Here is a 26,046-nt window from a genome sequence, read left to right on the forward strand (position 1 = left end):
TTTCCTTAAGCCACGGAGGCCTATTGTCGGCTTCAACAACCGAGTCTGTGCAGGGTTTTGCGTGCGCGTATTGAGTAACATTGCCGGAAAGGCGGTCATGCTGGTCGATGAGACCGCCACCCGCTGGCTCACGCGCCTCGGCGAGGGCGAGACCGCGCGCGCCGGTGAAATTGCCCAGTTCCGCCGCCTCGTCTTCTGTGGCCTTGGCGCACTGCTGACCGTGCCGCCGGCGCTGTCGCTGCTGTTGCCGCCGGCGCTCGCTCTGCCCGTCGGCGTCGCGCTGGTGCTGTCGCTCTTCCTTCTGGCCGTTGCCGCCTCCTTTGCCTTTCCGCGCCATGCCGTGGCTTCTATTGCCGCGCCGCAGCCGGAAGAGGTTGCCTTCGATGCGATGCCGGGCCTGTCGCTCATTCTCGATCCGCATGGCCTGCTGGTGAAGACCGGCGGTCGCGACCAGCATCTGTTTCCGCCAAGCCTGCGTGAAGCGGCCGGCGAGCCATTTGCCGAGCGCGTCCACGTGTCCGACCGGATCGGCCTCGTCCAGGCTTTCGACATGCTGCGCCAGGGTGCGCCGAGCGCGCTTGCGGATATCCGCATCGAGCGGCCGTTCTCGGCGGCCGGCCGCCAGTTTCTGTCGGTCCGTCTCGACATGACCGCCATTCGCGACGGCGAAGGGGAGCTTCTCTACGTCCTGGCGCAGGCACGCGACATGTCGGAAGAAGAGCAGCTCCGCCTGGAAGCCGCGGCCAATGTCGCCGAGGCGCGCTCCGCCCATGAGGCGAAGTCGAGGTTCCTCGCCGCCGTCAGCCACGAGCTGCGCACCCCGCTCAACGCCATTCTCGGTTTTTCCGACGTGCTCATCGGCGAATATTTCGGCCGGCTCGAAAACGACCGCCAGCGCGAATATGTCGGGCTGATCCGCCAGTCCGGCGGCCATCTGCTCTCCGTCGTCAACACCATGCTCGACATGTCGAAGATCGAGGCCGGCCGTTACGAACTGCTCGCCGAGCCTTTCGCGATCGCGGAAGCCGTGGAAACCTGCCGCGCCATGCTCGACCTGACCGCCCGCGAAAAAGGCGTGACGCTGACGAGCCGTGCCCCGCGCGGGCTTGGCGAAGTGATCGCCGACCGTCGCGCCGTACAGCAGATCCTCATCAATCTCGCCGGCAATGCGATCAAGTTCACCGGTCCCGGCGGCGTGGTGTCGATCGACGCCATTCTTGAGGGCGATGACGTCAAGATTTCCGTCAGCGATACCGGCATCGGCATCGCGGCCGAAAAGCTGCAATATATCGGCCAGCCGTTCATGCAGGTGGAAAACGCCTATACCCGCACCTACGAAGGTACCGGTCTCGGACTTTCTCTGGTAAAAGGCCTGGTGGCGCTGCACGGCGGTCGTTTTGCGATCGCCAGCCGTCCGGGCGAGGGGACCGTGGTGACGATCTCGCTGCCATCGGACGGCTCCGGCGTCGAAGCAAAACGGGATGATTCCCGGGAGGAGAAAGTCGAATTCCCGCCGCGGCTGAGGGCAGCCCGGCATGCGGCCATGATGGACGAACAGGATTTTATCGATGACCGCGCGGAAGCGAAAATCGCCTGACAGGAAAAAAACTGTCAAGCAGCCTGGCATTCTGTCGAGCTTGGCTCTGGCGGGAGCGCGGGCTGCTGCGCGCCGGCCGAAGGCCCTGTTCGGCAGCGCCGCCTTCGGCGTCGTGTTCTCCTTCGTCGCCGCCAATGCGCTCTGGTATCAGCCGGGCGGCCATCCATCCCCGTTCCTCGCGACCCGCGATTCCAAGAACCCGAATCAGATTGCCGGTTATCGTCCGGCAAGGCGCACCGCACCCGCCGATGTCACGACCTTCCGCATCGAGCGCGCCGATCCCAATGTCGTAGCGCCGGCTCCAGCCGCTGTGCCGACCGCAGCGCCGGCCCAGACGGAGGTGCCCGCGCCGACCGTTGTCGCGCCGATGCCGCGCCCGCAGCCGCCGCAGCAGGCGGCCTCTCAGCCGGCCGCACCCCATGACACGCAGCCCGCGGCGCCAAAACCCGCCGAGACAGCACGGGCCACGCCGGCTGCGCCGACGAGGCCTGCGCCATCATCGGTCCAGCCGCCACGGCCCGTTTCGCCGGCCCGCCCGGTCGAGAGCGCCAATGCGCACGGCGAAGATCCGGTTGCCGCGGCAATCCGCGCCTCCGAGCGCAAGCCGACGATGACGCCGCCCGCCAATATCCCGAACGCAGCGTCGAATTCCGGCAGGCCGGTGGCCACGCCGGTTTCCCAGAAGCCGAACGCCCCCGTTCAGCCCACGGACCTGGTGCTGCAGATCCAGCGCGGCCTGTCGAACATCGCCTATGCGGATGTCGGGGTCGACGGCGTTGCCGGCGCCCAGACCAAGGCCGCCATCCGCCGCTTCCAGCGCCACTACCGCCTGCCCGAGACCGGCGAGCCCGACGAAATGGTGCTGAAGAAGCTGAAGTCGATCGGCGCGCTGTAGGGGCGCCGTCGCTCTCAATCTCCCGAATTTTGTTATTGGGGCGAAGCCAATAGCCAATGGTGACGCCCGTTGCGGACAGGCATGATGACATTTTCGCCGGTTCACTCCCTCAGACTTTGCCGGAAGAATGCGATCACTTCGGCATTAAACTCCCTGTGGAAGGCGGCACGGTCGAAGCCGGGAGCGTCGATACATACCTCCGAAAACTGACGGTTCTTGGGGCACGGTGTCAAAAACGACAGATGGACGGCATTAGACACTATCCGAAAGTCAGGCTTTTCGGGCAATACACGTGCAAGTGTCGCGACATCTTCCGGCGATGCTCCGCCACCCCCTCCCAGCTCCGATCCCCATAGCTGAAGCGGAATCGTGACGTTCTTCACACTGTCCGTGGTCTGAAGGACAACGCTGAGAGGGTCAGCGACTACCATTGCCCTGATGCGGGGATCATGAGTTAGCGACTGAGGTAGCGGCCTTTGTTGTGAACGTCGGACTTGATTGGTTTGCGGGCAGCCGGTTGCTTTCGGGTCCGCGCAACGCGGCGGCAATTTGCTGAAATCCGGATTGGCCCCGGCGATGACAAGACCCGTATAGCCGCCTTGAGAGAACCCATAGAAGCCGACACGCTGCGGATCTATCTTAGCGGCATCAGGTGAGGCCATAAGCATGAAATCAACGGTTCTCTTGATATCGACAGGACGTCCGATCAACGCGCCCAAACCGTCAGCGCGGCTCATATCGGCATAATTCGCGTGCGGATGATTGACGGCAACGACGACAAAGCCGGCGTCCGCCAAGGCTTCGGCCGTGTCATGGTGGCCAAGGTACCAGCCACCATAGCCGTGCGAGATGATAACGAGCGGCAGCTTCTCTCCGGCAATCGGACAATCCAGGACTGCCGGCACCGTCAGCCCTTCGATCCGCACATCTGCAGGCACCTCGGCACAGGGTGACCACATCGCCGCATGGATTGCCGGATCCTCCCCTTGCCCGCCAGGGATATGAAGGAACTTCAGTCCCGCGGCATGGGCAGAGGACACAGCGAGACAAAAGGCGGCCGCCAGGGCCAGGCGTAGGTACGTCATAGTCGTTGCTCCAATTTACCAAGGAAGTCCGCCGGCCCGTCCTTGTCGACCGGCGGCTCGCCGTATTGCGATTGTGCAGGGTGCAATATTCAGCAGTCTGTCTTGCTACCTTGCATTAACAGGTAGCGTGTTATAGATAGTATGTAAATATGAGGAACGGGATGACTGACTCAATCCAAATTCAACTGCGAAAGGGCGCGCTCGATCTCTGCGTCCTGGCGGTGCTGTCGCGGGGGGAAAGTTATGGCTACGAGATTGCCAGCACCCTCGTCACCGCTGTCGGCATGGGCGAAGGCACGATCTACCCCTTGATGCGTCGCATGCAGAATGAAGGCCTGGTTGCGACACGCATCGTGGAATCAAGCAGCGGGCCGCCCCGCAAATATTACCGGCTGACACCGCTTGGCCGGACGGTTTTCGAGGCCCATCGCAATGACTGGCGATCCTTCGCTGCCGCTGTCGATAAACTTGTTGAGGATATATGATGACCAGGGATGCCTTTCTGAGCAGGCTGAAACAGGGGCTTGCCGGTCTTCCGCCCGAGGAGGTCGAAGAGATCGTCGCCGACTATGCGGCCCATTTCGCCGAATCCAACACCCATGGACGCAGTGAAGCGGAGGTCGCTGCCGCACTGGGCGACCCGGCGAGAATCGCCCGGGAACTGCGCGCCGATATCGGGCTGCGGCGTTTTGAAACCCATTGGAGCCTGTCCAATCTCATGGGCGCCATGATGGCATTGGCCGGCCTCGCCATCGTCGACCTGCTTCTGCTGCTGCCATTGCTGATCGTGGCGATCGTGCTGGCGATGGCCTTTGCCATCGTGCTGGTGGCGATTGGCGCGGTCGGGTTGAAGATCGTCTTCACAGCTTTGCTCGTCGATCCGGGCGGAGCCCTGACACATCTGTTGGCGCGCCTGTTCATCGGCGTCGGACTTGTGAGCGGCTTCCTTGGCGGCGGCGCTTTGCTTTTGATGGGAATAAGTGCCGGCACCCGCATGCTTGGCCACTATGCCCGATTGCATTTCCGTCTGGCCCAACCGGACCGGCACGGCGTTTGAAACTTTCGATATATTTCACGGAGGGAGCCTCGATATGACTCGGACATTGGCATTTGTCGCAACGACGGGCCTCATTGGCGCCGCTGCTTTTTTGACGATCGGAATCGCGCTTGCAGGCCCGAGCTGGACCGATACGGCGGGTTTGTGGGGCATAGGGAAATCGACCTGCGGGCCGGCGACCTCGGCACGACGGCAGGTTACGCTCCCTTTTGCGACAAGCGACAGTCTGGCGATCCATATGCCGGCTTCCGTCCATTATCAACCAGGCGATAGAGCAGAGGCCGTCATCAGCGGCGACCCCGCTTTGCTCGACAATGTGCGGTTCGAAGCTGGCGTGCTGGGCCTTGATTGCGATCCCGGTTGGTTTGCCTCGCGGCTTGAGGTTGAACTGTCAGGCCCGTCGATCTTCATATGGGAGCTGCGTGGCAGTGGTGATCTGACCTTGTCGCAAATCAGCCAGCCGAAGCTCCAGGTGAGCATCGAAGGCAGCGGCGATGTTACCGCCACTGGAACCGCCGACGCGGTCGATCTGAGTATTTCCGGGTCGGGCGAGGCGCAGTTCGAGGATCTGACTGCAAAGTCGGTAAAGGTGGACATTCGTGGCAGCGGCGATGCCAGGCTGACTGCGCAGGTCGATGCGGACGTTTCGATTTCCGGGAGTGGCGACATTGAACTTTTCGGGCGCCCGACCATGCGCCGCTCGGAGATCAGAGGCAGTGGCAGCATCCAGCAGATGCCTTAACACGCTCGTCGAGATCTAGTAGTGCCGCCATGTCACATGGCGCAGATAGACCAGGAAGGTGATCAGAATGCTGATCAATGCGGAAGGAGCGAAGCCCCAAACTCCTTTTAATGACGCCGGTTCCAGCGCCACTACCGCCTGCCCGAGACCGGCGAACCCGATGAACTGGTGCTGAAGAAGCTGAAGTCGCTCGGCGCGCTGTAGGGGCGCCGTCGCTCTCAATCGCCCGAATGTTCGATGTTTCCAGCGGCCAGGGCTGGCGCACGCGGCACCTTGGCCGACCGCTCAGCGGTCAAGCCAGGCCGCGAGGCCTTCCAGCGTCTGCAGCCCGTATTCGACCGCGCCGAAGCCGATGACCACCTGACGCCGTTTGGCGCTGGGGTGGAGCTGGCGCATGGTCAGCACCGTCTTGCCATCCGTTTGCTCGTCGAAGGTCACCGTGGCGCGGAAGCGGTCGGGGTCGTCAGGGTCGGGCGTGCCGTAATCCATCACGATCCGCTCGTTCGGCACGATCTCTATAAAGCGCATCAGGTTTGGGAAACGCTGTTCCCGGCCCTCGAACACGCCCACCATGTCGAACCGCCAGATCCCGCCCTCGCGGATATCGGCTTCGTGGGTCTCGATGCTGAGACCGGCCGGGCCGTACCATTCGGCCAATGCCTTGGGATTCATCCAGGCGGCAAAGACCTTCTCGCGGCGGTGGTTCAGCAGCTTCACCAGCACGATTTCGCGGTCCAGCGACCATGTCTCAAACAGCTTTGCCATGTCCTTCATCGTCCTCTTCGGTTTTATCCAGGTAGACTTCGAGCCGATCCAACCGCTCGGTCCAGCGCCGGCGCTCCGATACCATCCAGTCCGCCGCCTCGTCGAAGCGCGCGTGCACCAGACGGCACCAGCGGCTGCGCCCGCGCTTCTGGCTGACGATCAGCCCGCAATCTTCCAGCACCTTGAGATGCTGGGCGAAGGAGGGCAGCGCCATGTCGAAAGGCTCGGCCAAAGCGCTGACCGGTAACTCGCCCTCGACCAGCCGCGACACTACGGCGCGGCGGGTCGGGTCGCTGAGAGCATGAAAGGCGAGGTCGAGCGGAGTCGAATGATAAGGCATGTGCGTCGGTCAAATCGGCGGGTGCGCCGGCCAAGGATAAAAAGGTACTTGCCTTAGTATCAGGCTTTGGATACAAAGGCAAATACCTTAGTATTCGGTTCCGAATATGAGGCGGTCAAGGTGCAACCACACGCAAGGAGGATCCGGTGGTAGTTCGTGTCGATCTCATGATCTCGCTCGATGGTTTCGCGACAACGACGGACCAGACGCCCGAAACCCCGTTCGGCGAGGACTGGTCGCGTCTCGTCGGCGCATATGCTGCGACGCGAACATTCCGGGAGCGCGTGTTGAAGGATACCTCGGGAGCGGGAACCACAGGTATCGATGACGCATACGCGAAGGCGTACTTCGCCGATGTGGGTGCCGAGATTATGGGCGCCGGCATGTTCGGGCTGCACAACTTTCCCGACGATCCGAACTGGCGTGGCTGGTGGGGCGACGAGCCACCGTTCCGCTGCCCGGTCTTCGTCTTGACACACAAGCCGCGGCCCTCCCTGGAGATGGCCGGTGGCACCACGTTCCACTTCCTCAGTACCACTCCGGTTGATGCGCTCCAGCAGGCTATGAGCGCCGCAAACGGCAAGGATGTCAGGATAGGCGGTGGCCCTACCGTCGTTCGCGAATATCTCAAGGCTGGCCTTGTCGACCGCCTCCATGTTGCTATCGCGCCCATTTTGCTCGGGCGCGGCATCCGCCTGTGGGACGATCTGCGCGGCTTCGAAACGGGTTATACGGTCAAGGCGGAAACGGCCGAGAGCGGCACCGTCCACCTTACGTTTCAACGATAGCCATTAGCCTGTCACTTGGGGCAGTCATCGGCCGTCCATCGGACAGCAAGGTGATCAGCGGCGAGAGCTCGCCGCTCAACGCATCGCCACCGCCTCCAGCACCAGCCGCTTCAGCTCTTCGGCAGGCGGTGCGAGGCGGGTTTCGGCGACGTGCAGCGCAAGCTCGATCGCGCCGAGATCGGGCAGGCCCGCTTCTTTCGCATCAAGCGCGGCAAGCTGCGGCGGTTTGCCCTCGACGATCCGGGGGGTGACGCCGAGCCCGGCGGTCACAGCGGCCCAAAGGCCGGCAAGGCTCGGGCTGGCAAAAGCGTGCCGCCAGGCGATGCCGCCGCGGTCGAGCGCGTCGATGGCGGCCTTGCGGAAGGCGCAGGGCGGATCGAAAGCGACGATCGCAAGCGTCCCTCCGGGCATATGCCGGAAGCCGTCCGGGCCGATCCAGGCGATTTCCCGCCTTGCGACGATCTCCGCCCGCGGACTGGCGAGCGTGCCCCAGGTCAGCGCCACGTCGAGTTCGCCCTTGTCGATCGCCTGCACCATCGCGACACCCCGGTCCACCCGGGCCTCGACCCGCACCTTCGGATGGATCTTCGAAAAGCGGCCGAGCAGGTCCGGCAGCCAGGTTTCGGCGAAATCCTGCGGCACGCCGATCTTCACCCAGCCTTCGAGCTTGCCGACGCCGCGCACCGCCGCCCGCGCCTCGTCGTTGAGCTCCAGGATGCGCTTGGCATAGCTAAGCAGGATCTCGCCTGCTTCGGTCAGCACAAGTCCACGCCCCTGCTTCTGCAGCAGGGTTTCTCCCACCTGTTCCTCGAGCTTCTTCAGCTGCAGGCTGATCGCCGAAGGCGAACGGCCGAGCCGGTCGGCAGCCTTGGCGAAACTGCCGAGTTCCAGGCCGAGCGCGAAACTTCTCAGAGTGTCGATGTCGAGATTGATGGGTAGCATGATCGTTGAGTTTTGTAAAAGTATAGGTTTGAAACTTCGTGATTTTCAGAATGATTGTGTGGAGAGAAGATAGCGGCGTCAACAGAAATCCGAAAAGGAGAACGTCATGCCCTTCGTTCACGTCATCATCGCCGGCAAAAGCATCGAGCCGGAATCAAGGCGCCTGCTGCAGCAGGAAACCACTGTGCTGATGAACACGATCATGCGCAAACGCCGCGAGGTCACCGCGGTCCTGGTGGAGGAGGTCGATCTTTCCGGCTGGACCGTCGGCGGTCAGCCGCTGGAAGTGGCCGCGCATGTGGAGGCGAATGTCACGCTCGGCACCAATACGCCCGAAGAGAAGCAGCGTTTCATCGAGGCGATGGACGCGCTTTTGAAAAAGAGCCTCGGCGGGATACCGCCCGCCACCTATGTTATTGTCCGCGAGGTCGAGGCGGACGCCTGGGGTTTTGGCGGGGTGACGCAGGAATACCGGCGGACAAATGCGATGACGGCGTGATCCCGAGCCGCCGGTTGGATGGCGCCCGGCATGGCCGGGCGCATCTCTGCCTTAGAAAACGGCGAGATATTTCAGCAGCGAAATGATGCCGATGATGATGATGATGATCTGCGCGATCTGTTTTGCGCGGCCATCGATCGGCAGGCGCGCGACAAGATAGAGAACCAGGACGATCACCAGGAAGGTGATCAGAATGCTGATCAATGCGGAAGTAGCCAAGCCCCAAACTCCTTTTCATGACAGTGCCGTGCGGCACCGATGTGTAAGATATGGTGCATTCGGCGAAAGGAAAGGCCGCGGCACCGCGATTTCCCGTTTCTTCTCAGGGACTTCCGCCGGATGATCTTACACCGTTTCGGCGCCCAGTTCGAAAGCCCAGTGCAGATGTCGGTCCTTCAGCGTCCGGTCGCGCAGGTAGCCGGTCAGCTCCTCGTCGATCTCTTCCAGCCGCTCGATCGCGAAATCCTCCGGCCGGTTCGAATTCCAGGCCGCCTGCAGGCTCTTGCTCATATGGCTGCCGTGCCGGAGCGTGAACCAGATGCGGTTCTGGATCTTGTCGAGGTCTCCGGAGCGGCCGACCCATCGCTGCCCCATGGGTGCAAAACGGATGGCATAGATGCCGGCCGGGGCCTTGCGTTCCTTGTAGGCGGAGATCGCCGCTTTCCTGTCGATGGTGTTCATGTCCCGTGCCTTCCTTGATGGAGGTGTAGCCAATATCATCCGGGTAATATTATGGCAATAGTTATATCCGGGTAAAATTTGGGGAGGGCGAGTTTGCGCCCGGTGACGAAGCGCCGTATGAGGAACCATGCGCCTGAAATCCGAAATCGTCGTCTCCGCCATGATCCGCCGCGTCTTCGGGCTCGGCGGTTTTGCCGCTGTCGAAAAGAAGGGTGCGGAAGCCGCGGGTGCGATCTTCATCCGCCAGCGCTTCCGCGACGGGCTGGAAACGCTCTACGCGCCGGCTCCGCAGAACTTCTTCGGCGAGGACGATGGCGGTCGCAAATTCGAGATGAGGGCGGAACGGGCCGAGCCGGAAGCCATCCGCGAGGTGCTGTCGCGCGAACTGCGCTTCGATCCGGATCTCTGGCTGCTGGAACTGGAGATCGACGACGTCGCCGATCTGTTCGAAGTGGTGAAGCCGGCTTGAGCGGCCGCGCTATGACCGGTCAGCGCACCCGGTAGAGGCCATTGAGCGGCTTGCGGGCGCTGGCAGTGGTGCGGATCACCCGCGGTTCGCGGCTGTCCTCTGCGCGATTGTCGGCAAACATCGGCTGATGCTGCGGTTCCGGATAGGTATAGCTGTCGGCGCGGCGCCAGGCCTCGACGCGTTTGCCGCATTCGTCCTCGTCGAGCGCATCCCAGAGAGAGGCGCTCCGCGTCACGCCGTCCTGCTCGGCTGCCAGATGGTCGTAAAGCCGCTGGAGGATGAAGAGCGCATCGTCCTTCTCCATCGCCAGGCCCTTCAGCGTCGCCGCGAGCTGCTGGCCGGAAATGTCGAGCAGGATCCGTTCCGAAAGCCAACGGCTGGCCGAAAGCGTATCGGCAAGCACGGTCGCAAACAGCCCGGTCTCGCGATTGCGGGCGAACCGCACCAGCAGCGCCTCCTGGATCGGCGACAGATTGCGCAAGCCCAGCCGGTCGGCGGCGGGCCGGTCGACATGGCCGGCAAGCGCCTTGATCCGGTTGCGCAGGAGTTCCTCGCGCGCGTTGCGTTCGGCCTCGTCGACCATTTCCGGCGTCGGCCGGCGCGGCACGAGCGGGTCGAGGTTTTCAGGCGCATCGCGGCGGGTGTTGCGGTCGTAGCGCAAGCCCACCAGCGCGTCGATCACCGTCGGCGACAGCGCTTCGCGGCGCACGATGGTACGGGCATGCGCTTCCCCTTGGGTGCGGGCGATGGCGATCAGCGCATCGTCGGAAAGGCAGGTCGAGGAGGTCAGGAACGGGGCCGCTACGGCGATCGGCTGGCTGGCGATGAAGAAGGCGACGGCCGGCGGCACGGTCTTGCATTGGGAGAGGGCCGCGACCGCATCACGGCGGGCCTCTTCGGACGATGCGGAAAACAGGGGGGCGAAGAGCTCGGCGAACTGTCGAAGCTCCGACCGCGAAGGGTACGGAAGGCTTTCGAAGCTCGTCACCGTGGCCATCAGCACCACATCCTTCTTACGCATGGCCTGGGGCCTTTCAAGGTCTCGAAACTCATTCGTCACTGGCAAACTCGCAATCAACGCAAAACAAATCCGGAGTGCCGAACGCCGATCAGGTGTGCCGGAAAAGCCGCCTGGCGCTCTCATCGTACCTTGCCTGGGAAACTCCCGGTGGCGCGCGCCCGCTCACGCAGCTGTGAGAGCATCTGCAGAATGGTGTCGCCTTGGTTTAACCGGATGCTAACTCTTGGAGGGTTAACGGTCTGTGAAAATGGATCGTTTTGATACGTCCATGATTTCTTGCAGTTTCTCTGTTTCGGCCAGGAAATTGCGGCTGCGATCGGCGCCTGCGGAGGCGGTGAACCAAACCGACGCTCCTGCGTTTTGGCTGCGGACAACAGACATCCACCGGTAGCAACTGCTATATTAGCAGTAAGGAATTGTTAACGGTGGTCTGGCTGAATCATGGGGTAACCGGCGTGTGTTTTGCCGGGTTTCAAGTACCGGATGGCCCCGCGTCCCTGGGACCTTCTCCATAACGGCCGGTTCAGGCGGAACCGGCCGTCCATGTCGAAATGTCGTTGCGCTTTCGAACAAGGCGCACAGGCGAGAAAGGCGCGGATGCCCGAACTTCTACCTCGGGATGCGTCAGGCCCTTGGAGAGGGCAGGGTGAGATCGGTCCGTCTTCATCCGTCTCGAATTCCTTAAACGGAGACGAGCATGGCAGAGATCGTAGTATTGAACAGATGGCGCAGCGAGCATCAGCGCCGGCCGCAGATCAAGATCGGCGAAAGCGACAATGCCGGACAGCTCCTGCTGTTCACCGGCGTGCGGTACGAGCGTTTCGAAGACCTGGGCGACCGCAAGGCCGAAAACCACGCGGTGCGCGCCGAATAGCCGGCAAGACAGACATCAGAACCGGCTTCGGGAGCGCCATTCGAACGGTGCGCAGGTTGCCTGGTTCAGGAATTGCGACACGATACCCGCAAAGCTCGGTTGCGGGACGAGACTTCTCAGGACGGCATATCCCGCCGCCTCTTTGGCTTCCACCAGGATCGACTGTGAGACTGCCTGCGGCAGCGCCTTGCGCAATGCGGTCGTCTGCGCTGGGGACGCAATCACCACATCCAGCACGCCGCCGGCCGATGTCCGGTCATTGATGCTGAACACCTCGTTCGACGACTGGTCGTAGACACCGAGCGACCAGAAGGGCACGCCGCCATTGGCGGCCGTCAGCCGGACCGGCCCGTCGGAGATATCGAAGGCGCAGACCGTCGCATCGACGAACGGATCGTCCTTGGCAAGCCCGGCGCGATCCGGCTTTTCTCCCAGCCGGTAGAAGCGGAAGATCTCCCCTTCCGCCAGCACCCGCGTATAGGCGTCGCGCTCACTGAAACTCGGCAGCGCCAGCACGATGATCAGGTGCAGCAGCGCCGCGCCGATCAAGCCGGTGATCACCGCCAGCAGCGCCTTCAGCGCGAACCCCCGGGATACCGGCTCCGCAGCTCTCGAACTCACCGACCTCAAACGTCTAAATCCAAGCCTTCTAGACATTGCCGCACCCGGTCTTCTCGATACGCGGCATGGTGAGGTCGATCAGGCCGGAGCTGCCGGCCGTCGGCGTGTCGAACAGCGTTAGCGTCAGCCGGAACGCGCCAGGCGCTGCGACGGCCAGCCAGTTGCCTGGCTTGGCGGTTGCGGAAATCGCGATGTCGAAACCGCCGTCGCTGTCGCCGTCGCGCAGCACGATGCGGGAATTGAGCGCAGTCGGCAGGTCCGATTGCGCCAAGGGCGGGGCGGCACCGGGGGCCGCGGCAAACAGCGTCCAGAAACGCGCCGGCGGCGTGCGGCCGGTGAGGCGGTAGGAGCAGTTTCCGGTCAGGCGATCGCCCTTTTCGTCGACCGAGGCAATGAAGGTGAGGCCCTCGGCGCTCGCGTAGATGAGCTTGCCGGCATTGGCCCGGTGCGACTTCGCATAAGGGTCCGCCTGCGCTGTCTGCGCCTGCGGAAAGGCTTCCCATGAGCCGAGCTTGATCGCACCGAAACCGATCGTGGCATCCAGCGCGACGAGGGTGGACCATATCCCGCCGCCGAAGGCGATGGTGAGCGCGATCGCTATGAGGAAGGGAACACGGAACACGGGTTTGCTTTGGTCCTCGGACAGCTATGTCAGAGGGTTAGCATTGATTCTATTGGGAAGGAATGGGTGGGTTGTGTCTTTCCGGTACAGGCGTCCGCCTGACCCGAATCAGTCTTGCCGGACCGACCGAATTACGGGCTGGGCAACCGGTCTCCATTCCGCGCCCGACCGAGATGAGCACCGCCGCCTGTGCCAAAGTTATCCAGCCTACGCGCCTTTCGTTCTATTCCCGCACAACCGGCGCCATCCGCTAACCGTTTGATAACGTTATTTTAAGCGGTTCCTGTGACTAGAATCCGCGCGCACTACGCCAAGCCTGTTCCTTGGCTACCGTCGCCCCGAGACAACGTTCCGGGGCAAAGACGATGAGATTATGGATGATGGCGACCGGCGCCTTGGTGGCCGTGGCGGCTGGGTTTTCGGGTGCCTATTACCACCTGAAGCAGGAAACGGGGCCGGCGAGCCCGAAGACCATTTCCGCCGACTTCATGACGCTGACCGAAAGCCAGCCGACCGAGGCGCGCCGCGCGGTCGTCGAGGCGATCGACACCTGCTTGCCGCAGGCGGCGAGGCCAGGCTGGACGAGCCCGCCGGTCAAGGACTTCGCGGTCGATACCTATGTCCGCTTTTTCGACCTGATGGGTCAGGATATCGATCAGGGCGAACGCACAGCGTTATTCCGCAGCTGGGTTTCGCGAGCCGACGACGGATTGGCTGAAAGGGACCGCATCGCTTTCGAAAAGCTGATGCAGGGCGGCCTGCACGAGGGCGTGACGGCGCTCTGCGTCGCCGCGACCGTGCGCGGCAGGCTCGGAAGCCAGGGGCTCAGGGGCTTTTGGAACTGACGGGCAGCGCCTCGGTGACCGATCCCGTCGTGGTCTTGTCGGCCACCTTGGCGGTGGCAGGTCCGAGCCGGCCGGCTTCTTTCAGCTTTCCGGCAATCTGCCGCAGCAGCCGGGTGGATTCGGCCGATAGCGAGCGGGGCCGGACGAGCGCCTGCAACCCGGTATCGGGGGTGCCGTCCTTCTTCTTGGCGACCGCATTGCCCTTGTGGTCGCCGGTCGGCAGCGGATTGTCGATGCCGGGAATGGCGCGCAGTTCGATGCCCTGATGGGCATAATCCATCACCGTCTTGAAGGTCGCGGCCGGCAGCGAACCGCCGGTCATGTTGTTCATCGAGGTGAAGTCGTCGTTTCCGAACCAGATGGCGGTCGTGTAATTGCCGGTAAACCCGATGAACCAGGCGTCGCGATAACTCTGCGAGGTGCCGGTCTTGCCGCCGGTGACGATGCCGCCGTCGAGCGCCGCCTTGCGGGCCGTGCCGATCACCGGGATCTGCGTCAGGATGCGGTTCATCGACGACATCGCCTGTTCGGAGAGCACGCGTTTGGCCGGCGGTTCGTCGCGGTTGAAATCGTAGAGCACATCGCCGCCATATCCGAGAACCTGCTCGATGCCGTGGCGGCGCGACTGCATGCCGCCGGCCGGCATCACGGCGTAACCGGTCGCCTGGTCGAGCACGGTCATTTCCGAAGTACCAAGCGGGATGGTCTTGTCTTTCCTGAGCGGCGTTTCAACGCCGAAAGCCTTGGCGGTCTTCACGATCACGTCAGTGCCGAGATATTCCTTGGCGAGCCTGACCGGAACGGTATTGAGCGACTGGGCCATGGCTGAAAGCAGCGTCACCTTGCCCTTGTAGGCGCGGCCGTAATTCTGCGGCGACCAGCCGTTCCAGGTGATCGGCGCATCCGAAATCGTCGATTCCGGCTTGAAGCCGTTCTCCATCGCCGCCGAATAGGTATAGAGCTTGAAGGACGAACCCGGCTGGCGCAGCGCTCTGGCGGCGCGGTTGAACTGGCTCTCGCCATAGTCTCGGCCGCCGACCATGGCGCGCACGGCCCCGCCGTTCTCGATCATCACGAGCGCGCCCTGCTTGGCCTTGTAGCTCTCGCCGTATTCGCGAAGGCTCGATTCCATCGCCGATTCCGAGGCCTGCTGCAGGCCCATGTCGATCGTCGTGCGCACCACAACCGAATGTTCGTGGAACTTGCCGGCCTGCGCCAGCCGCTGCACTTCATCGAAGGCCCAGTCGAGGAAATAGTCGGGCGCCTTGGCGTCGGCGCGGTCGACGACGGTCGCCGGGTTGCGGCGGGCGGCGATCACCTGGCCCTCGGTCATCAGCCCGCTCTGCACGAGGTTGGAAAGCACTTCGTTGGCGCGGGCGCGGGCGGCAGGCAGGTTGACATGCGGCGCGTATTTGGCCGGCGCCTTGAACAGGCCGGCGAGCATCGCGCTCTCGGCAAGGTTCACCTCCGTGATGTTCTTGCCAAAATAGAACTGTGCGGCCGCCGCCGCCCCGAACGTGCCGCCGCCCATATAGGCGCGGTCGAGATAGAGCGACAGGATCTCCTTCTTGGAGAGGTTGGCTTCCAGCCACAGCGACAGGAAGGCTTCCTTGATCTTGCGTTCGATCGACCGTTCGTTGGTGAGGAACAGGTTCTTGGCGAGCTGCTGGGTGAGGGTCGACCCCCCTTGCACGACGCCGCCGGCCTTGGCGTTTTCGCTCATGGCGCGGGCAAGGCCGAAGAAGTCGATGCCGAAATGGTCGAAGAAGCGGCGGTCCTCGGTCGCCAGCACCGCCTTGATCAGGTGGTCCGGCAATTCGTCGATCGGCACCGAATCCTCATGGATGATGCCGCGATGACCGATGATATTGCCGTAGCGGTCGAGGAAGGTGACGGCGAAATCGCCGCGATTGCGCCAGTCCTCGTGGGTCTCCTCGAAGGCCGGCTGGGCGAGCGCCAGGAGCAGCACGAAACCGGCGGTGCCAAGTGTCATCGCCTCGCCGGCAAGCTCGAAGCCGATGCGCTTCCAGCCGCGCACGCGGAAACGGCGGAAGAAGATGGTGATCTCCTCCCAGATTTCGGCAAGCCGGAAACCGAGATTCCAGACGGTGGAATCGATCCAGGAATCGATGCGCAGCAGCAGGTGGCGCTTGCCGCGCGGCCGGTCGTCGGATGACTTTGGCTCGTCCTGCACCTTCGGAATTCCCTGCCCTTTCGATGAGATGTGCTTGACGTGGTCCCTGCAAGGGATCAAGAGCTCTAGCCTCTCACCGTTAATCAGCTTTAGCTGACAAATGGTTGATGCGCGATATCAAAATCGCAACAGGTAAAATGCAGATATCGGGATTTGTTCCGAACTGCCGCAAATGTGATATCCACGATGACCGACGAACCTTTCTGGAAAACCAAGCGGCTCGACCAGCTGACCCAAAATGAATGGGAAAGCCTGTGCGACGGTTGCGGCCTCTGTTGTCTCAACAAGCTCGAGGACTGGGATTCCGGCGACGTCGTCTTCACCTCCGTCGCCTGCCGCCTGCTCGACGGGGAAAGCTGTCGCTGCAAAGACTATCAGCACCGCCAGGCGACCGTGCCGGACTGCATCCAGCTCACCCCGACGACGGTCAACGAGATCACATGGCTGCCGCCGACCTGCGGTTACCGCCTCATCCGCGACGGCGAGGATCTGTACTGGTGGCATCCGCTAGTCTCGGGCGATCCGGACACCGTGCACCAGGCCGGCATCTCCGCCCGCGGTCGCACGGTCAGCGAAAACGAGGTCGATGTGGAAGATTTCGAAGACTACGTGGTCGACTGGCCGCTGACGGTGGGCGAGGAACGCTAGAGGACGCGGCGTCACTTCACGGCGATGACGACCTTCCCCTTCGCGCGACCCTTTTCGACGTAATCCAGCGCCTCGTTGGTCTTCTCGAACGGGAAGACCCGGTCCATCACCGGGCGGATATGACCGGCCTCGATCAGCGAGGTGATCTGTGCGAGTTGCCCGCCGTTCGCCGTCATGAAGAGGAACGAATAGCCGATCTTCCGGCGTCCCGCTTTTCGCCTGATGCCGAAGCTCAGCAGGCGCATGGCCTGTTGAAGCAGCCAGCCGGAGCCGTTCTGCCGGGCGAAGTCGGGATCGGGCGGCCCGGAAATCGAGATCAGCTTGCCGCCCGGCTTCAATACATTCAAGGATTTTTCCAGCGTATCCTTGCCGAGGCTGTTCAGCACGACGTCATAGCCCTGCAGCACTTTCTCGAAGTCGTCTTTCTTGTAGTCGACCGCGATGTCCGCCCCGAGACTTTTCACGAGAGCGACATTGGCCGTGCTTGTGGTCGTGGCCACATGAGCTCCGAGATGCTTGGCGAGTTGGATTGCGATGGTGCCGACGCCGCCCGACCCGGCATGGATCAGGACCTTCTGCCCCTTCCGCAGGTTGGCCCGCTCGACAAGGACCTGCCATGCCGTCAGCGCGACAAGCGGAATGGATGCGGCCTCCACCATGGTAAGGTTGCCGGGCTTGATTGCCACATCGGCCTCGTCCATGGCGATATACTCGGCAAATGTCCCGATGCGGTCCTGGGCCGGACGGGCATAGACCTCGTCTCCCGGCTTGAACTTCCGGACCTTGGGTCCTACCCGGACGACGACGCCCGCCACGTCGTTGCCCAGCACCAGCGGAAGGCGATAGGGCAGGATAAGCTTGAATTCGCCGTCCCTGATCTTGTTGTCCAGGGCGTTCACGCTGGCGGCATGAACCTCGACCATGACATCGTTGTCGCGCAATGACGGTTCGGGTATTTCGCCGAGCCGCAGGGTGCCGCCTTTGCGATAGCGATCGATCAGGAATGATTTCATCGGACTGACTTTCGTTTCCGTGGTGGCCGGCATCGCCGGCGGGCCTGCGATGAATGCTCAGGCGGGAAGCCCGTTGAACTTCCGAAGGTTCTTGTCGACAATGGTTTCGGGCAGGAAGCGACGTATGAAGCGGACCTGTCCTGCCATTTTTCCGGCAGTGTAGCGCCGTTTGGGCAATGTCGCATTGGCAGCCTTTAGGACGGCTTCGGCGACCACTTCCGGTGCATCTCCCTTCGCGACGGCCTCGTGCATCAGCCGCTCCGCGCCGGCGCGAACCGCATCATAGACGGAAAGCGGGCGGTCCGCGCGCGTCAGGTTTTCCTCGAAGGCGGTGCGGGTTAAACCGGGTTCGACAAGCACGACGCGGATGCCCTGGGTCCGCACTTCATGGTCGAGGGACTCCGAATAGCCTTCGACGGCGTGCTTGGTCGACGCATAGAGGCCGTTGAAAGGAGCCGGGATCAGCCCGAGTATCGAACTGAGGTTGACAATGCGGCCCTTCTGCTGGCCCCTCATCACGGGCAGGACGGCGTTCGTCATCCGGATGATGCCGAACACGTTGACGTCGAAGAGAGCCTTCGCCTGTTCCGTGGTGGATTCCTCGGCGCCGCCAAGCAGACCGACCCCGGCATTGTTGACGAGAAGATCGATCCGCCCTGCGCGGCGCAGAACCTCGTCAACCGCATTTTTGACGGATGCGTCGTCGGTCACGTCGCAGATCAGCATCGTCACCCCGTCCACCGTGTCGGCCATTGGCTTCCGGCTGGTGCCGAAGACAAGATAGCCATCCCGCCGCAGCGCCTGCGCCGTCACCAGTCCTATTCCTGAGGAGGCACCCGTAACCAGGGCAACGCCACGTTTTTTCTTGCTCATCGGCTCCGCTTTCATTTTGTGATGGAACATCATGGAGCGATCAGTTACTATCAAATCCGTATGAAGTCACTACTAAAAAGATATCGACATGAAGAATCTTTCCGACCAGCCCTGCCTGATCGCCCGGAGCCTGGCGCTTGTGGGGGATGCGTGGAGCATGCTGATCATGCGCGACGCCCATGCGGGGCTGACCCGTTTCGATGAGTTTCGCAAAAGCCTCGGCATCGCGCCGACCATGCTGACGGGACGGCTTTCAGGCCTGACCGAGGAGGGGCTCCTGGAGAAACGCCGTTATTCCGATCGTCCGCCACGGGACGAATATGTGCTGACGGAAGCCGGCCGCGACTTTCTGCCGGTTCTGTTTGCGATCGGCGCGTGGGGACGCAAGCATCGCGGCGGGGGCAAGGTGACCCGGTTCTTCGACGCCGAAACCGGAACGGAAATCGATCCCGTCACCATCGACCGCGCGACCGGCGCTCCGGTCGGAACACGTCCTATCCGGATCGCCGCACCCGAATAAGCCCCCTTCAAGGCAGAGGGAGCGGCGCCCGGCAACTCTGGTTGAAAGCTCGCGTCCCGCGCCGGATTGCTCGCCTCGCGAGCGAGGAGCACACGGGAAGCTGTTCGAAACACAGCTTTATTACTTGTCATTCAAGTAAGTTAAGGGGGACAATCGGAGCTTCACGCAATTCTTCCGGTATACCGAGGCTTGCAGAAACGTTAAAGATTACCGCAACAGTCCAGTTTCATCCCGAATTCATTCCGATGGCACCCCGATGAATGCAGAAGGCACGCTGGCAGACCGCCTCTACGAGGCAGCCCTGGTTCCGGAGCTTTGGACGGAGACTTGCGAGAGGATTGCCCTGGAGGCCGGGTCCAGCACCGCCTCGATCTTCACCGTCGACGGCAGCGGTAATCATCGCTACGTCACCACTCCGAATATTGCCGAAGCCTTCGCCCAGTTCGTGCAGAGCGACGCCCGGCTCGACAATGTTCGCCCCCTTCGGGCCATGCAACGTTCGCCCTTTTCGTTTGTCCGCGTGACCGATCTCCTGAGCGCGGAGGAATTTGCCAATGATGCGATCCAGCGCGACATCATCGAGCCGCACGGCATGCAATGGGAGGCGGGTTGGGCCTTCCAGGAGCCGACCGGGCACGTCATCGTCATCACGCTGATGCGCGCCAAGGGCCTGACGCATTTTTCCGACGAACAGCTGGCGCGCCTCGATCTCTTGAAGCCGGATATCGCCCGGGCTGCCTATATGTCGTCGCGGCTCGCCTTCAACGAGGCGCGATCGATGACCGAAACGCTGTCCATGCTCGGACTGCCGGCGGCGGTGATCGGCGACGCCGGTCGGGCGATCGCCATGAACCCCGAGATGGAGACACTGAGCCCGCGCATCCGCACCGGCGCCGGCGATCGGCTGATATTGGAAGGGGTGGGCGCCAATGCCCTGCTGGAGGAGGCGATCGAGCACTACAAGGCACAGGCTGCGCCGGCCGTGCAGTCCCTGCCGATGGCGGGACGCGCCGGCGCGCCACCGCTGATCCTGCATCTGCTGCCGGTCCGCCGCGCGGCGCGCGACATCTTCTCCCGTTCGATGGCGGTGCTGGCCGTCACCCAGGTCGGGCAGGTCGGCCCGCCGGACATGCGGGTGCTCTGTGGCCTCTTCGACCTCACTCCTGCCGAAGCCCGTGTGGCGCGCGCCATCGCCATGGCACAGACGCCGGAAATGATCGCCGCCTCGCTCGGCATCTCGCTCGAAACCGCCCGCTCGCATTTGAAGAAGATCATGCTGAAAACCGGCACCACCCGCCAGGCGGAACTGGTTCTGCTGCTTTCAGGGCTGAATGCACCGAACTTCAGCGGTGGCGGTCGCCCGGAACCGTGAACGCCCCGAAAAGCGCGCCCGGGTTAAATCGGCCACATTCCTTTGTTGAATAACCCGCACGCACGTGGAGGGTTGCAATTATTGGCTCAGGTATGGGAAGGGTGCAGCCTGTTGTTGCATAGCCTATAGTCAATTGATTTCGCACTGGATTGTAGAATGAAATACAGACCGGAAATCGACGGCCTGCGGGCCGTCGCTGTGGTTCCTGTCCTTATATTCCACGCTGGTCTGGGTTTCCGCGGCGGATTTGTTGGCGTCGACGTCTTCTTCGTCATCAGCGGTTATCTGATAACGTCGATCATGTATCGCGAAGTCGAAGAGCGGAAATTCAGTCTCCTCTGCTTCTACGAGCGTCGCCTGCGACGCATCGCTCCAGCGCTTCTTTGCATCTGCCTGGCTTGTCTGCCTTTTGCATGGGCCTGGATGCTTCCCTATGAGCTGCGCGACTTTGGCCGCAGCCTATACCAGGTAAATCTATTCGTTTCGAACTTCTATTTCTGGAGTAAAACCGGCTATTTCGATTCAAGCAACGACCTGAAACCGCTTTTGCATACGTGGTCTCTCGGCGTCGAAGAACAGTTCTACATCATATTCCCGGTTGTTCTGATGGCCTTGCGCCGGTTTCGCCGCCAGGTTGTTCTGGCGGCCATTCTCCTGTTGAGCACGGCGAGTTTCCTTGCCACGCAGGTTGTGCCGCTGTTCGATCCTGCGGCGAATTTCTACCTTCTGCCCACGCGCTTCTGGGAGCTTGGCGTCGGCGCCAGCATCAGCCTGGCGAATTTCGATGGAGAAAAAGCCCGCTACGGCGGTCTGGCGGCGGCTTGCGGTCTCGCGATGATCGTCCTCTCCTGCTTCTTCGTTGAAGGCGGGCCGTATTATCCCGGCTGGCAGACGCTGCCCGTCGTGGTCGGAACCGCGCTGGTTCTTCTATTTTCGTCTTCAGAGAATCTGACTGGACGGCTTCTTTCCGCAAGAGCCTTGGTGTTTGTCGGTTTGATCAGCTACAGCCTCTATCTCTGGCATCAGCCTGTCCTGGCCTTCGCGCGCTTGCGGCTGTTCACCAATGACTTGAGCGCTTCAACGTCCGCTCTTCTGCTTTGCGTCGCGGCGTTGCTTGCGGTCGCCAGCTACTATCTTGTCGAGCGGCCGTTTCGCGACAGGAACCGCGTTCCGACGAAGGGTTTCCTTGCCCTCGCCGGCGTTGCGGTAGCCGCCAGCATCGCCTCCGGGATCATGTTTGAAACGACCGACGGTGCCGCGTTCAGGGCGCCGGGTCTATACGAGATGACGGAGGTGAGCACAGGGCTGAGCAAAAACTGTAACGGCAAGATGGCGCCCGAATGCTCCACGTCCGATAGTCCCGAGATCGCGGTGTGGGGGGATTCCTTCGGCGCCCATCTCGTGGAAGGTATCCTGGCGTCGGCCCCCGATGTCAAACTCGTGCAGTTCACCAAAAGCCTTTGCGGACCGTTCACCGACATTACCTACCCGGTCGCCAGCGACGGTCGCAGGTCGCCCGAAGGCTGCCTGTCCCGGAATAGGGACGTCCTCGACGCCATGGCGACAACCAGGACGCTTCGATACGTCGCGATAGGCGTCAATCTCGACATCTATACCGGGTCCGAAACGTTCGTTCGGAAGGACGGGCAGAGTGTACCGGCAAGCCGGGCGCTGCTTCTGGACAGTTTCCTGGGATCCTTGTCCCACTTGCGGCAAATGGGATTGAGCCCGGTGGTTTTCGCGCCGCCTCCGCAGACGGGAACCGATGTCGGCGGTTGTGTTGCCCGGTCAAGATTGCTGGAGATCGCGGCCGACCGCTGTGATCTGTCTGCTGACGACGTGAACCGGCGAGGCCGCGTCGCGATGGACATCATGAATATCGTTGCGCGGGACTATCCGGTGATCGATCTGGGCACCGGCCGGTGCAACGGCATGACCTGCCGGGTTTCCGAGGATGGCGTCTCCCTTTATGCGGATGCGGGGCACTATTCCCAGGGCGGAATACGGCTGCTCGGAAAGAAATACCATCTGTACGATCTTATCGTGAAAGCGGCGACTGAGGGCTGCGGTGATGGCCCTGTCCCCGCTGCCCGGCCCGCCGGTATCTGCCGCCCTTGAGAATATCCGCCGGCACCCCTTGACCTTCCCATGATGGGAAGCTCCACATAGCGTGGGACAGTGAGACATCCCAACAAAAAAGGGGAGATTGCGCCCATGAACGAGACCGTCAAGCCGATCCACAAGGCCGAGCCTTTTACCGTTCCCGTCGAGGGCATGACCTGCGCCTCCTGCGTGCGCCGTGTCGAGAACGCCGCGGCCAAAGTGGCGGGCATCGACAGGAGCGCCGTCAACTTCGCGACCAAGAAACTGACGGTGGAATCGGCCGAGGGCTTTTCGCCGGAGGAGCTGACGAAGGCGATCCGGAAGATCGGTTACGAAATCCAGCCAGGCGCCATGGACCATGCGATGCGTGAGGCGGGCATGATGCCGCTCGTGCCGCCGACGGCGCATGCCGGCCACGAGCACCACCACGGACATCATCCCGACCATCCCGCGCCAGAAGCCCACATGGACCATGCCGCCATGGGGCACGACCAGGCGGGCCATGCCGGCGGGCATGACCACATGCATATGCACCAGGGCGAGGAGGGCGTGCTGAAGCGCGACCTGGCGATCGCCTTCGTGCTGACCCTGCCGCTGTTCGTGCTGGAAATGGCAGGCCACGTCTACGATCCGTTCCACCACTGGCTGATGGGCGTGATCGAGACGCAGAACCTTTATTATCTCTATTTCGCACTGGCGACGGTGGTCGTTTTCGGCCCAGGCTTCCGGTTCCTGAAGCTCGGCCTGCCGGCGCTGCTGCGCGGCGTGCCGGAGATGAATTCGCTGGTCGCGGTCGGCGTGCTGGCGGCCTACGGTTATTCGCTGGTGACGACGTTTGCCCCGGACCTGCTGCCGGAGAGCGCCCGCTTCGTCTACTACGAGGCCGCGACCGTGATCGTCACGCTGATCCTGTTCGGCCGGCTGCTGGAGGCCCGCGCCACGGGCCGCACCGGCGAGGCGATCGAGAAGCTGAGCCGGCTGCAGGCGAAGACCGCCTGCGTCGAGCGCGATGGCAAGCTGCTGGATATCCCGACCGAACAGGTGGTTGCCGGCGACGTGCTGGTGATCCGGCCGGGCGAGCGTATTCCGGTCGACGGCACGGTCATCGACGGCTCCTCGAATGTCGATGAATCGATGATTTCGGGCGAGCCGCTCCCGGTCGCAAAGGCGGCCGGCGCGATCGTGGTCGGCGGCACGATCAACAAGACCGGCGCCTTCCGTTTCCGGGCCGACAAGGTCGGCCGCGACACGATGCTGGCGCAGATCATCCGTATGGTAGAGCAGGCGCAGGGCTCCAAACTGCCGATCCAGACGCTGGTCGACCGGGTGACCGCCTGGTTCGTGCCGGCGGTGATTGCGCTTGCGGTCCTGACCTTCGCCGTCTGGTTCTTCGTCGGCCCCGAACCGGCGCTCACCCACGCGCTGGTCAATGCGGTCGCCGTGCTGATCATCGCCTGCCCCTGCGCCATGGGGCTTGCCGTGCCCACCTCGATCGTCGTTGGCGGCGGCCGCGCGGCCGAACTCGGCGTGCTGTTCCGCAAGGGCGAGGCGCTGCAGGAGTTGCGCAATGTCCAGCTCGTCGTAGTCGACAAGACCGGCACCGTCACCAAGGGCCGGCCGGAACTGACCGACCTTGTGACGGCGCAAGGTTTCGCCGGGGATGACGTGTTGACGCTGGTCGCAAGCGTCGAGGCGCAGTCCGAACACCCGATCGCCGAGGCGATCGTCAAGGCGGCCGAAGCCAAGGGCCTGACCGTGCCGAAGGCGGAGCACTTCTCGTCGGTGACCGGTTACGGTATCGAGGCGGAAGCAAACGGCCGCAAGATCTCGGTCGGCGCCGACCGGTTCATGGAAAAGCTGGGGCTTTCGGTCAAGGTGTTTGCGGAAGCAGCCGCCAGGCTGGGCGACGAGGGCAAGACGCCGCTTTATGCCGCTGTCGACGGCAAGCTGGCAGCGGTGATCGCGGTTGCCGATCCGCTGAAACCCTCAAGCCGCGCCGCGATCAGGGCGCTGCAGGCGATGGGCGTCGAAGTAGCCATGGTGACCGGCGACAACCGCCGCACCGCGGAGGCGATCGCAAGACAGGTCGGCATAGACAAGGTCGTCGCCGAGGTCCTGCCGGAAGGCAAGGTGAAGGCGATCCACGAGATGCGCGTCGACGGGAAAAAGCTCGCCTTCGTCGGCGACGGCATCAACGATGCGCCGGCGCTCGCCGAGGCCGATATCGGCATCGCCATCGGTACCGGCACGGACGTGGCGATCGAAAGCGCTGACGTGGTTCTGGTCGGCGGCGATCTGTCGGGCGCGGTTTCGGCCATCGCCATGAGCCGGGCGACCATGACCAATATCAAGCAGAACCTGTTCTGGGCCTTCGGTTACAACGTGGCGCTGGTGCCGGTCGCAGCCGGCGTGCTTTACCCGGCCTTCGGCTGGCTGCTGTCGCCGATGATCGCCGCCGGCGCCATGGCGCTGTCGAGCGTCTTCGTGCTCGGCAATGCGCTGCGGCTGAAGACCGTGAAAGTGGGAGAAACGAAATGAATATCGGCGAAGCCTCCAGCGCGTCCGGCGTTTCGGCCAAGATGATCCGCTATTACGAGGAGATCGGCCTGATCCGCCCGATGGGCCGCAGCGGCAACAATTATCGGGTCTACGGCGAGGAGGAGGTGCATATCCTCCGCTTCATCAAGCGGGCGCGCAATCTCGGCTTTTCGCTCGAAGAGACCGAGACGCTGCTGAAACTCTGGCAGGACAAGAGCCGCGAAAGTGCTGCCGTCAAGGAGGTGGCGACTGCCCATATCGGCGACCTCGAACGACGCATCGCCGAGATGCAGGGCATGCTGAAGACGCTGAAACACCTCGCCCACTGCTGCGGCGGCGACAACCGCCCCAACTGCCCGATTCTTGATGATCTGGCGGGGGATGGTACGCCAGTGCCGGCGGCGAGGAAAAAGATGAGACAGACTGCTTGATACCTCCCACCAGGATGAGGCAGGACCGCGCCACATCCAATCTCCCCCCTTGAGGGGGAGATGCCCGGCAGGGCAGAGGGGGGTGACCTCTCCGCATATTCTTCGGCCACTGCACTTTCGCACCGTCGCCACCCCCCTCTGTCATCTTCGATGACATCTCCCCCTCAAGGGGGGAGATCACTGGGAGAATGCCGCACCGGCTTCATTCCTCAAATGCACTTGACCTTCCCTCCATGGGAAGCTGCACAACACATCTATCGAACAAGGAGATTCGGATGACTGCGATTTTCACCGTGCCGGACATGACCTGTGGCCATTGCGAAAAGACCGTGCGTGGCGCCCTGGCGGAAGCCCTGCCAGGCGCGGCGGTGGCGATCGATCTGACGGCCAAGACGGTGGCGATCGAAGGCGACGCGGCGAAGGCCGAAGAGGCGATCCGCGAGGCGGGGTATTCACCCGAACGGGCCGCGGTCTGAGGTCTCCCACACCACCCGTCATGAAAATTTCAAGA

The 26,046-nt window shown here is 62.7% G+C and carries 29 protein-coding genes and 1 pseudogene; 18 read left to right on the forward strand and 12 right to left on the reverse strand.

The annotated features are described in order from the left end of the window. The first annotated feature begins 97 nt into the window (after window positions 1–97). Window positions 98–1,597, forward strand: coding sequence for a sensor histidine kinase (locus tag ACZ9IU_RS06510; RefSeq protein WP_080719131.1), 1,500 nt, complete (start codon window positions 98–100; stop codon window positions 1,595–1,597). Further along, window positions 1,569–2,492: a peptidoglycan-binding domain-containing protein gene (locus ACZ9IU_RS06515; RefSeq protein ID WP_038541170.1), complete on the forward strand. Its 924-nt coding sequence runs from the start codon at window positions 1,569–1,571 to the stop codon at window positions 2,490–2,492. Before ACZ9IU_RS06510 ends, ACZ9IU_RS06515 begins: the two co-directional genes overlap by 29 nt. 101 nt (window positions 2,493–2,593) lie before the next feature. Here the strand turns inward: ACZ9IU_RS06515 and ACZ9IU_RS06520 are convergent, their stop codons facing one another. After that, entirely contained in the window at window positions 2,594–3,577 is a 984-nt protein-coding gene (locus tag ACZ9IU_RS06520; protein ID WP_038541174.1) for an alpha/beta hydrolase family protein, read from the reverse strand. Window positions 3,578–3,738: 161 nt separating this feature from the next. Here ACZ9IU_RS06520 and ACZ9IU_RS06525 point away from each other — a divergent pair, with 161 nt between their 5' ends. The 4 genes and pseudogenes from ACZ9IU_RS06525 to ACZ9IU_RS06540 all read left to right on the forward strand — a co-directional run. Continuing rightward, window positions 3,739–4,062 carry a PadR family transcriptional regulator gene (locus tag ACZ9IU_RS06525; RefSeq protein WP_038541175.1) on the forward strand — a complete coding sequence of 108 codons (324 nt, stop codon included), beginning with the start codon at window positions 3,739–3,741 and terminating at the stop codon, window positions 4,060–4,062. Then, complete coding sequence (locus ACZ9IU_RS06530) at window positions 4,062–4,634, forward strand: DUF1700 domain-containing protein (RefSeq protein ID WP_038541178.1); 573 nt, start codon at window positions 4,062–4,064, stop codon at window positions 4,632–4,634. Before ACZ9IU_RS06525 ends, ACZ9IU_RS06530 begins: the two co-directional genes overlap by 1 nt. A gap of 34 nt (window positions 4,635–4,668) precedes the next feature. Next, window positions 4,669–5,376: a head GIN domain-containing protein gene (locus ACZ9IU_RS06535; RefSeq protein ID WP_038541181.1), complete on the forward strand. Its 708-nt coding sequence runs from the start codon at window positions 4,669–4,671 to the stop codon at window positions 5,374–5,376. A 114-nt stretch (window positions 5,377–5,490) separates the two neighbouring features. Further along, window positions 5,491–5,580 (forward strand): annotated as a pseudogene (locus tag ACZ9IU_RS06540) (peptidoglycan-binding domain-containing protein); the annotation flags it as partial. Between the two features lie 81 nt (window positions 5,581–5,661). Here the strand turns inward: ACZ9IU_RS06540 and ACZ9IU_RS06545 are convergent. Further along, window positions 5,662–6,150 (reverse strand): SRPBCC family protein, encoded by a 489-nt coding sequence (locus tag ACZ9IU_RS06545; protein ID WP_173426742.1) that lies wholly within the window; start codon window positions 6,148–6,150, stop codon window positions 5,662–5,664. Continuing rightward, a complete protein-coding gene (locus ACZ9IU_RS06550) occupies window positions 6,125–6,481 on the reverse strand; it encodes an ArsR/SmtB family transcription factor (protein ID WP_038541186.1) in 357 nt (118 codons plus the stop codon). Before ACZ9IU_RS06550 ends, ACZ9IU_RS06545 begins: the two co-directional genes overlap by 26 nt. A 146-nt stretch (window positions 6,482–6,627) precedes the next feature. Here ACZ9IU_RS06550 and ACZ9IU_RS06555 point away from each other — a divergent pair, with 146 nt between their 5' ends. Next, window positions 6,628–7,269 carry a dihydrofolate reductase family protein gene (locus ACZ9IU_RS06555; protein ID WP_038541189.1) on the forward strand — a complete coding sequence of 214 codons (642 nt, stop codon included), beginning with the start codon at window positions 6,628–6,630 and terminating at the stop codon, window positions 7,267–7,269. A gap of 75 nt (window positions 7,270–7,344) precedes the next feature. Here ACZ9IU_RS06555 and ACZ9IU_RS06560 read toward each other — a convergent pair whose 3' ends face one another. After that, window positions 7,345–8,211, reverse strand: coding sequence for a LysR substrate-binding domain-containing protein (locus ACZ9IU_RS06560; RefSeq protein WP_038541193.1), 867 nt, complete (start codon window positions 8,209–8,211; stop codon window positions 7,345–7,347). 106 nt (window positions 8,212–8,317) lie between these two features. Here ACZ9IU_RS06560 and ACZ9IU_RS06565 point away from each other — a divergent pair, with 106 nt between their 5' ends. After that, window positions 8,318–8,710 (forward strand): tautomerase family protein, encoded by a 393-nt coding sequence (locus ACZ9IU_RS06565; RefSeq protein WP_038541196.1) that lies wholly within the window; start codon window positions 8,318–8,320, stop codon window positions 8,708–8,710. Between the two features lie 51 nt (window positions 8,711–8,761). Here ACZ9IU_RS06565 and ACZ9IU_RS06570 read toward each other — a convergent pair whose 3' ends face one another. After that, window positions 8,762–8,929 carry a Thivi_2564 family membrane protein gene (locus tag ACZ9IU_RS06570; RefSeq protein WP_007772654.1) on the reverse strand — a complete coding sequence of 56 codons (168 nt, stop codon included), beginning with the start codon at window positions 8,927–8,929 and terminating at the stop codon, window positions 8,762–8,764. Between the two features lie 126 nt (window positions 8,930–9,055). Beyond that, entirely contained in the window at window positions 9,056–9,391 is a 336-nt protein-coding gene (locus tag ACZ9IU_RS06575; protein WP_038541200.1) for a GIY-YIG nuclease family protein, read from the reverse strand. Between the two features lie 127 nt (window positions 9,392–9,518). On the opposite strand from ACZ9IU_RS06575, the gene ACZ9IU_RS06580 reads away from it, so the two are divergent. After that, on the forward strand, window positions 9,519–9,860 hold the full coding sequence (locus ACZ9IU_RS06580; RefSeq protein WP_038541203.1) for a DUF1491 family protein: 342 nt from the start codon (window positions 9,519–9,521) through the stop codon (window positions 9,858–9,860). Window positions 9,861–9,879: 19 nt separating this feature from the next. Here the strand turns inward: ACZ9IU_RS06580 and ACZ9IU_RS06585 are convergent, their stop codons facing one another. After that, entirely contained in the window at window positions 9,880–10,920 is a 1,041-nt protein-coding gene (locus ACZ9IU_RS06585) for a DUF2336 domain-containing protein (protein WP_173426743.1), read from the reverse strand. A 658-nt stretch (window positions 10,921–11,578) separates the two neighbouring features. On the opposite strand from ACZ9IU_RS06585, the gene ACZ9IU_RS06590 reads away from it, so the two are divergent. Next, a complete protein-coding gene (locus tag ACZ9IU_RS06590) occupies window positions 11,579–11,755 on the forward strand; it encodes a hypothetical protein (RefSeq protein ID WP_157885085.1) in 177 nt (58 codons plus the stop codon). Window positions 11,756–11,770: 15 nt separating this feature from the next. Here ACZ9IU_RS06590 and ACZ9IU_RS06595 read toward each other — a convergent pair whose 3' ends face one another. Together ACZ9IU_RS06595 and ACZ9IU_RS06600 are read right to left on the reverse strand one after the other, a co-directional pair. Continuing rightward, window positions 11,771–12,376 carry a DUF1254 domain-containing protein gene (locus ACZ9IU_RS06595; protein ID WP_244447484.1) on the reverse strand — a complete coding sequence of 202 codons (606 nt, stop codon included), beginning with the start codon at window positions 12,374–12,376 and terminating at the stop codon, window positions 11,771–11,773. Between the two features lie 28 nt (window positions 12,377–12,404). Then, complete coding sequence (locus tag ACZ9IU_RS06600) at window positions 12,405–12,998, reverse strand: DUF1214 domain-containing protein (protein WP_038541207.1); 594 nt, start codon at window positions 12,996–12,998, stop codon at window positions 12,405–12,407. Window positions 12,999–13,375: 377 nt separating this feature from the next. Between ACZ9IU_RS06600 and ACZ9IU_RS06605 the strand changes: the two genes are divergently transcribed. After that, on the forward strand, window positions 13,376–13,843 hold the full coding sequence (locus ACZ9IU_RS06605; RefSeq protein ID WP_038541210.1) for a hypothetical protein: 468 nt from the start codon (window positions 13,376–13,378) through the stop codon (window positions 13,841–13,843). Here the strand turns inward: ACZ9IU_RS06605 and ACZ9IU_RS06610 are convergent. After that, a complete protein-coding gene (locus tag ACZ9IU_RS06610) occupies window positions 13,824–16,037 on the reverse strand; it encodes a transglycosylase domain-containing protein (protein ID WP_051899667.1) in 2,214 nt (737 codons plus the stop codon). The two genes, ACZ9IU_RS06605 and ACZ9IU_RS06610, sit on opposite strands and share 20 nt — an antisense overlap. A 186-nt stretch (window positions 16,038–16,223) precedes the next feature. Here ACZ9IU_RS06610 and ACZ9IU_RS06615 point away from each other — a divergent pair, with 186 nt between their 5' ends. Then, window positions 16,224–16,685 carry a YcgN family cysteine cluster protein gene (locus ACZ9IU_RS06615; protein ID WP_038541213.1) on the forward strand — a complete coding sequence of 154 codons (462 nt, stop codon included), beginning with the start codon at window positions 16,224–16,226 and terminating at the stop codon, window positions 16,683–16,685. Between the two features lie 11 nt (window positions 16,686–16,696). Here the strand turns inward: ACZ9IU_RS06615 and ACZ9IU_RS06620 are convergent, their stop codons facing one another. Continuing rightward, entirely contained in the window at window positions 16,697–17,698 is a 1,002-nt protein-coding gene (locus ACZ9IU_RS06620; protein ID WP_038548931.1) for an NADP-dependent oxidoreductase, read from the reverse strand. Window positions 17,699–17,755: 57 nt separating this feature from the next. After that, the gene (locus ACZ9IU_RS06625; protein ID WP_038548933.1) at window positions 17,756–18,571 is read right to left on the reverse strand and encodes an oxidoreductase; all 816 of its coding nucleotides are present in this window, start codon (window positions 18,569–18,571) and stop codon (window positions 17,756–17,758) included. Between the two features lie 88 nt (window positions 18,572–18,659). On the opposite strand from ACZ9IU_RS06625, the gene ACZ9IU_RS06630 reads away from it, so the two are divergent. From ACZ9IU_RS06630 to ACZ9IU_RS06655, 6 genes are all read left to right on the forward strand, one after another. After that, entirely contained in the window at window positions 18,660–19,091 is a 432-nt protein-coding gene (locus ACZ9IU_RS06630) for a winged helix-turn-helix transcriptional regulator (RefSeq protein ID WP_038541217.1), read from the forward strand. 256 nt (window positions 19,092–19,347) lie between these two features. After that, window positions 19,348–20,463, forward strand: coding sequence for a helix-turn-helix transcriptional regulator (locus ACZ9IU_RS06635; protein ID WP_051899668.1), 1,116 nt, complete (start codon window positions 19,348–19,350; stop codon window positions 20,461–20,463). A gap of 156 nt (window positions 20,464–20,619) precedes the next feature. Beyond that, entirely contained in the window at window positions 20,620–22,581 is a 1,962-nt protein-coding gene (locus tag ACZ9IU_RS06640) for an acyltransferase family protein (protein WP_051899669.1), read from the forward strand. A gap of 96 nt (window positions 22,582–22,677) precedes the next feature. Continuing rightward, complete coding sequence (locus ACZ9IU_RS06645) at window positions 22,678–25,104, forward strand: heavy metal translocating P-type ATPase (protein ID WP_038541221.1); 2,427 nt, start codon at window positions 22,678–22,680, stop codon at window positions 25,102–25,104. Further along, window positions 25,101–25,535 (forward strand): Cu(I)-responsive transcriptional regulator, encoded by a 435-nt coding sequence (cueR, locus tag ACZ9IU_RS06650; protein ID WP_038541224.1) that lies wholly within the window; start codon window positions 25,101–25,103, stop codon window positions 25,533–25,535. The genes ACZ9IU_RS06645 and cueR overlap by 4 nt, the downstream gene beginning before the upstream one ends. 275 nt (window positions 25,536–25,810) lie before the next feature. After that, window positions 25,811–26,011 carry a heavy-metal-associated domain-containing protein gene (locus tag ACZ9IU_RS06655; RefSeq protein WP_038541227.1) on the forward strand — a complete coding sequence of 67 codons (201 nt, stop codon included), beginning with the start codon at window positions 25,811–25,813 and terminating at the stop codon, window positions 26,009–26,011. Window positions 26,012–26,046 lie beyond the last annotated feature (35 nt).

The sequence above is a fragment of the Mesorhizobium sp. USDA 4132 genome (assembly GCF_056279545.1).

What these genes read in the sequence shown, in the direction of transcription:
- ACZ9IU_RS06510 (WP_080719131.1), top strand. Translation starts at nt 98, where the DNA reads ATGCTGGTCGATGAGACCGCCACCCGCTGGCTCACGCGCCTCGGCGAG.
- ACZ9IU_RS06515 (WP_038541170.1), top strand. Translation starts at nt 1,569, where the DNA reads ATGACCGCGCGGAAGCGAAAATCGCCTGACAGGAAAAAAACTGTCAAG.
- ACZ9IU_RS06520 (WP_038541174.1), bottom strand. Translation starts at nt 3,577, where the DNA reads ATGACGTACCTACGCCTGGCCCTGGCGGCCGCCTTTTGTCTCGCTGTG.
- ACZ9IU_RS06525 (WP_038541175.1), top strand. Translation starts at nt 3,739, where the DNA reads ATGACTGACTCAATCCAAATTCAACTGCGAAAGGGCGCGCTCGATCTC.
- ACZ9IU_RS06530 (WP_038541178.1), top strand. Translation starts at nt 4,062, where the DNA reads ATGACCAGGGATGCCTTTCTGAGCAGGCTGAAACAGGGGCTTGCCGGT.
- ACZ9IU_RS06535 (WP_038541181.1), top strand. Translation starts at nt 4,669, where the DNA reads ATGACTCGGACATTGGCATTTGTCGCAACGACGGGCCTCATTGGCGCC.
- ACZ9IU_RS06545 (WP_173426742.1), bottom strand. Translation starts at nt 6,150, where the DNA reads ATGAAGGACATGGCAAAGCTGTTTGAGACATGGTCGCTGGACCGCGAA.
- ACZ9IU_RS06550 (WP_038541186.1), bottom strand. Translation starts at nt 6,481, where the DNA reads ATGCCTTATCATTCGACTCCGCTCGACCTCGCCTTTCATGCTCTCAGC.
- ACZ9IU_RS06560 (WP_038541193.1), bottom strand. Translation starts at nt 8,211, where the DNA reads ATGCTACCCATCAATCTCGACATCGACACTCTGAGAAGTTTCGCGCTC.
- ACZ9IU_RS06565 (WP_038541196.1), top strand. Translation starts at nt 8,318, where the DNA reads ATGCCCTTCGTTCACGTCATCATCGCCGGCAAAAGCATCGAGCCGGAA.
- ACZ9IU_RS06575 (WP_038541200.1), bottom strand. Translation starts at nt 9,391, where the DNA reads ATGAACACCATCGACAGGAAAGCGGCGATCTCCGCCTACAAGGAACGC.
- ACZ9IU_RS06580 (WP_038541203.1), top strand. Translation starts at nt 9,519, where the DNA reads ATGCGCCTGAAATCCGAAATCGTCGTCTCCGCCATGATCCGCCGCGTC.
- ACZ9IU_RS06590 (WP_157885085.1), top strand. Translation starts at nt 11,579, where the DNA reads ATGGCAGAGATCGTAGTATTGAACAGATGGCGCAGCGAGCATCAGCGC.
- ACZ9IU_RS06605 (WP_038541210.1), top strand. Translation starts at nt 13,376, where the DNA reads ATGATGGCGACCGGCGCCTTGGTGGCCGTGGCGGCTGGGTTTTCGGGT.
- ACZ9IU_RS06615 (WP_038541213.1), top strand. Translation starts at nt 16,224, where the DNA reads ATGACCGACGAACCTTTCTGGAAAACCAAGCGGCTCGACCAGCTGACC.
- ACZ9IU_RS06620 (WP_038548931.1), bottom strand. Translation starts at nt 17,698, where the DNA reads ATGAAATCATTCCTGATCGATCGCTATCGCAAAGGCGGCACCCTGCGG.
- ACZ9IU_RS06625 (WP_038548933.1), bottom strand. Translation starts at nt 18,571, where the DNA reads ATGAGCAAGAAAAAACGTGGCGTTGCCCTGGTTACGGGTGCCTCCTCA.
- ACZ9IU_RS06630 (WP_038541217.1), top strand. Translation starts at nt 18,660, where the DNA reads ATGAAGAATCTTTCCGACCAGCCCTGCCTGATCGCCCGGAGCCTGGCG.
- ACZ9IU_RS06635 (WP_051899668.1), top strand. Translation starts at nt 19,348, where the DNA reads ATGAATGCAGAAGGCACGCTGGCAGACCGCCTCTACGAGGCAGCCCTG.
- ACZ9IU_RS06640 (WP_051899669.1), top strand. Translation starts at nt 20,620, where the DNA reads ATGAAATACAGACCGGAAATCGACGGCCTGCGGGCCGTCGCTGTGGTT.
- ACZ9IU_RS06645 (WP_038541221.1), top strand. Translation starts at nt 22,678, where the DNA reads ATGAACGAGACCGTCAAGCCGATCCACAAGGCCGAGCCTTTTACCGTT.
- cueR (WP_038541224.1), top strand. Translation starts at nt 25,101, where the DNA reads ATGAATATCGGCGAAGCCTCCAGCGCGTCCGGCGTTTCGGCCAAGATG.
- ACZ9IU_RS06655 (WP_038541227.1), top strand. Translation starts at nt 25,811, where the DNA reads ATGACTGCGATTTTCACCGTGCCGGACATGACCTGTGGCCATTGCGAA.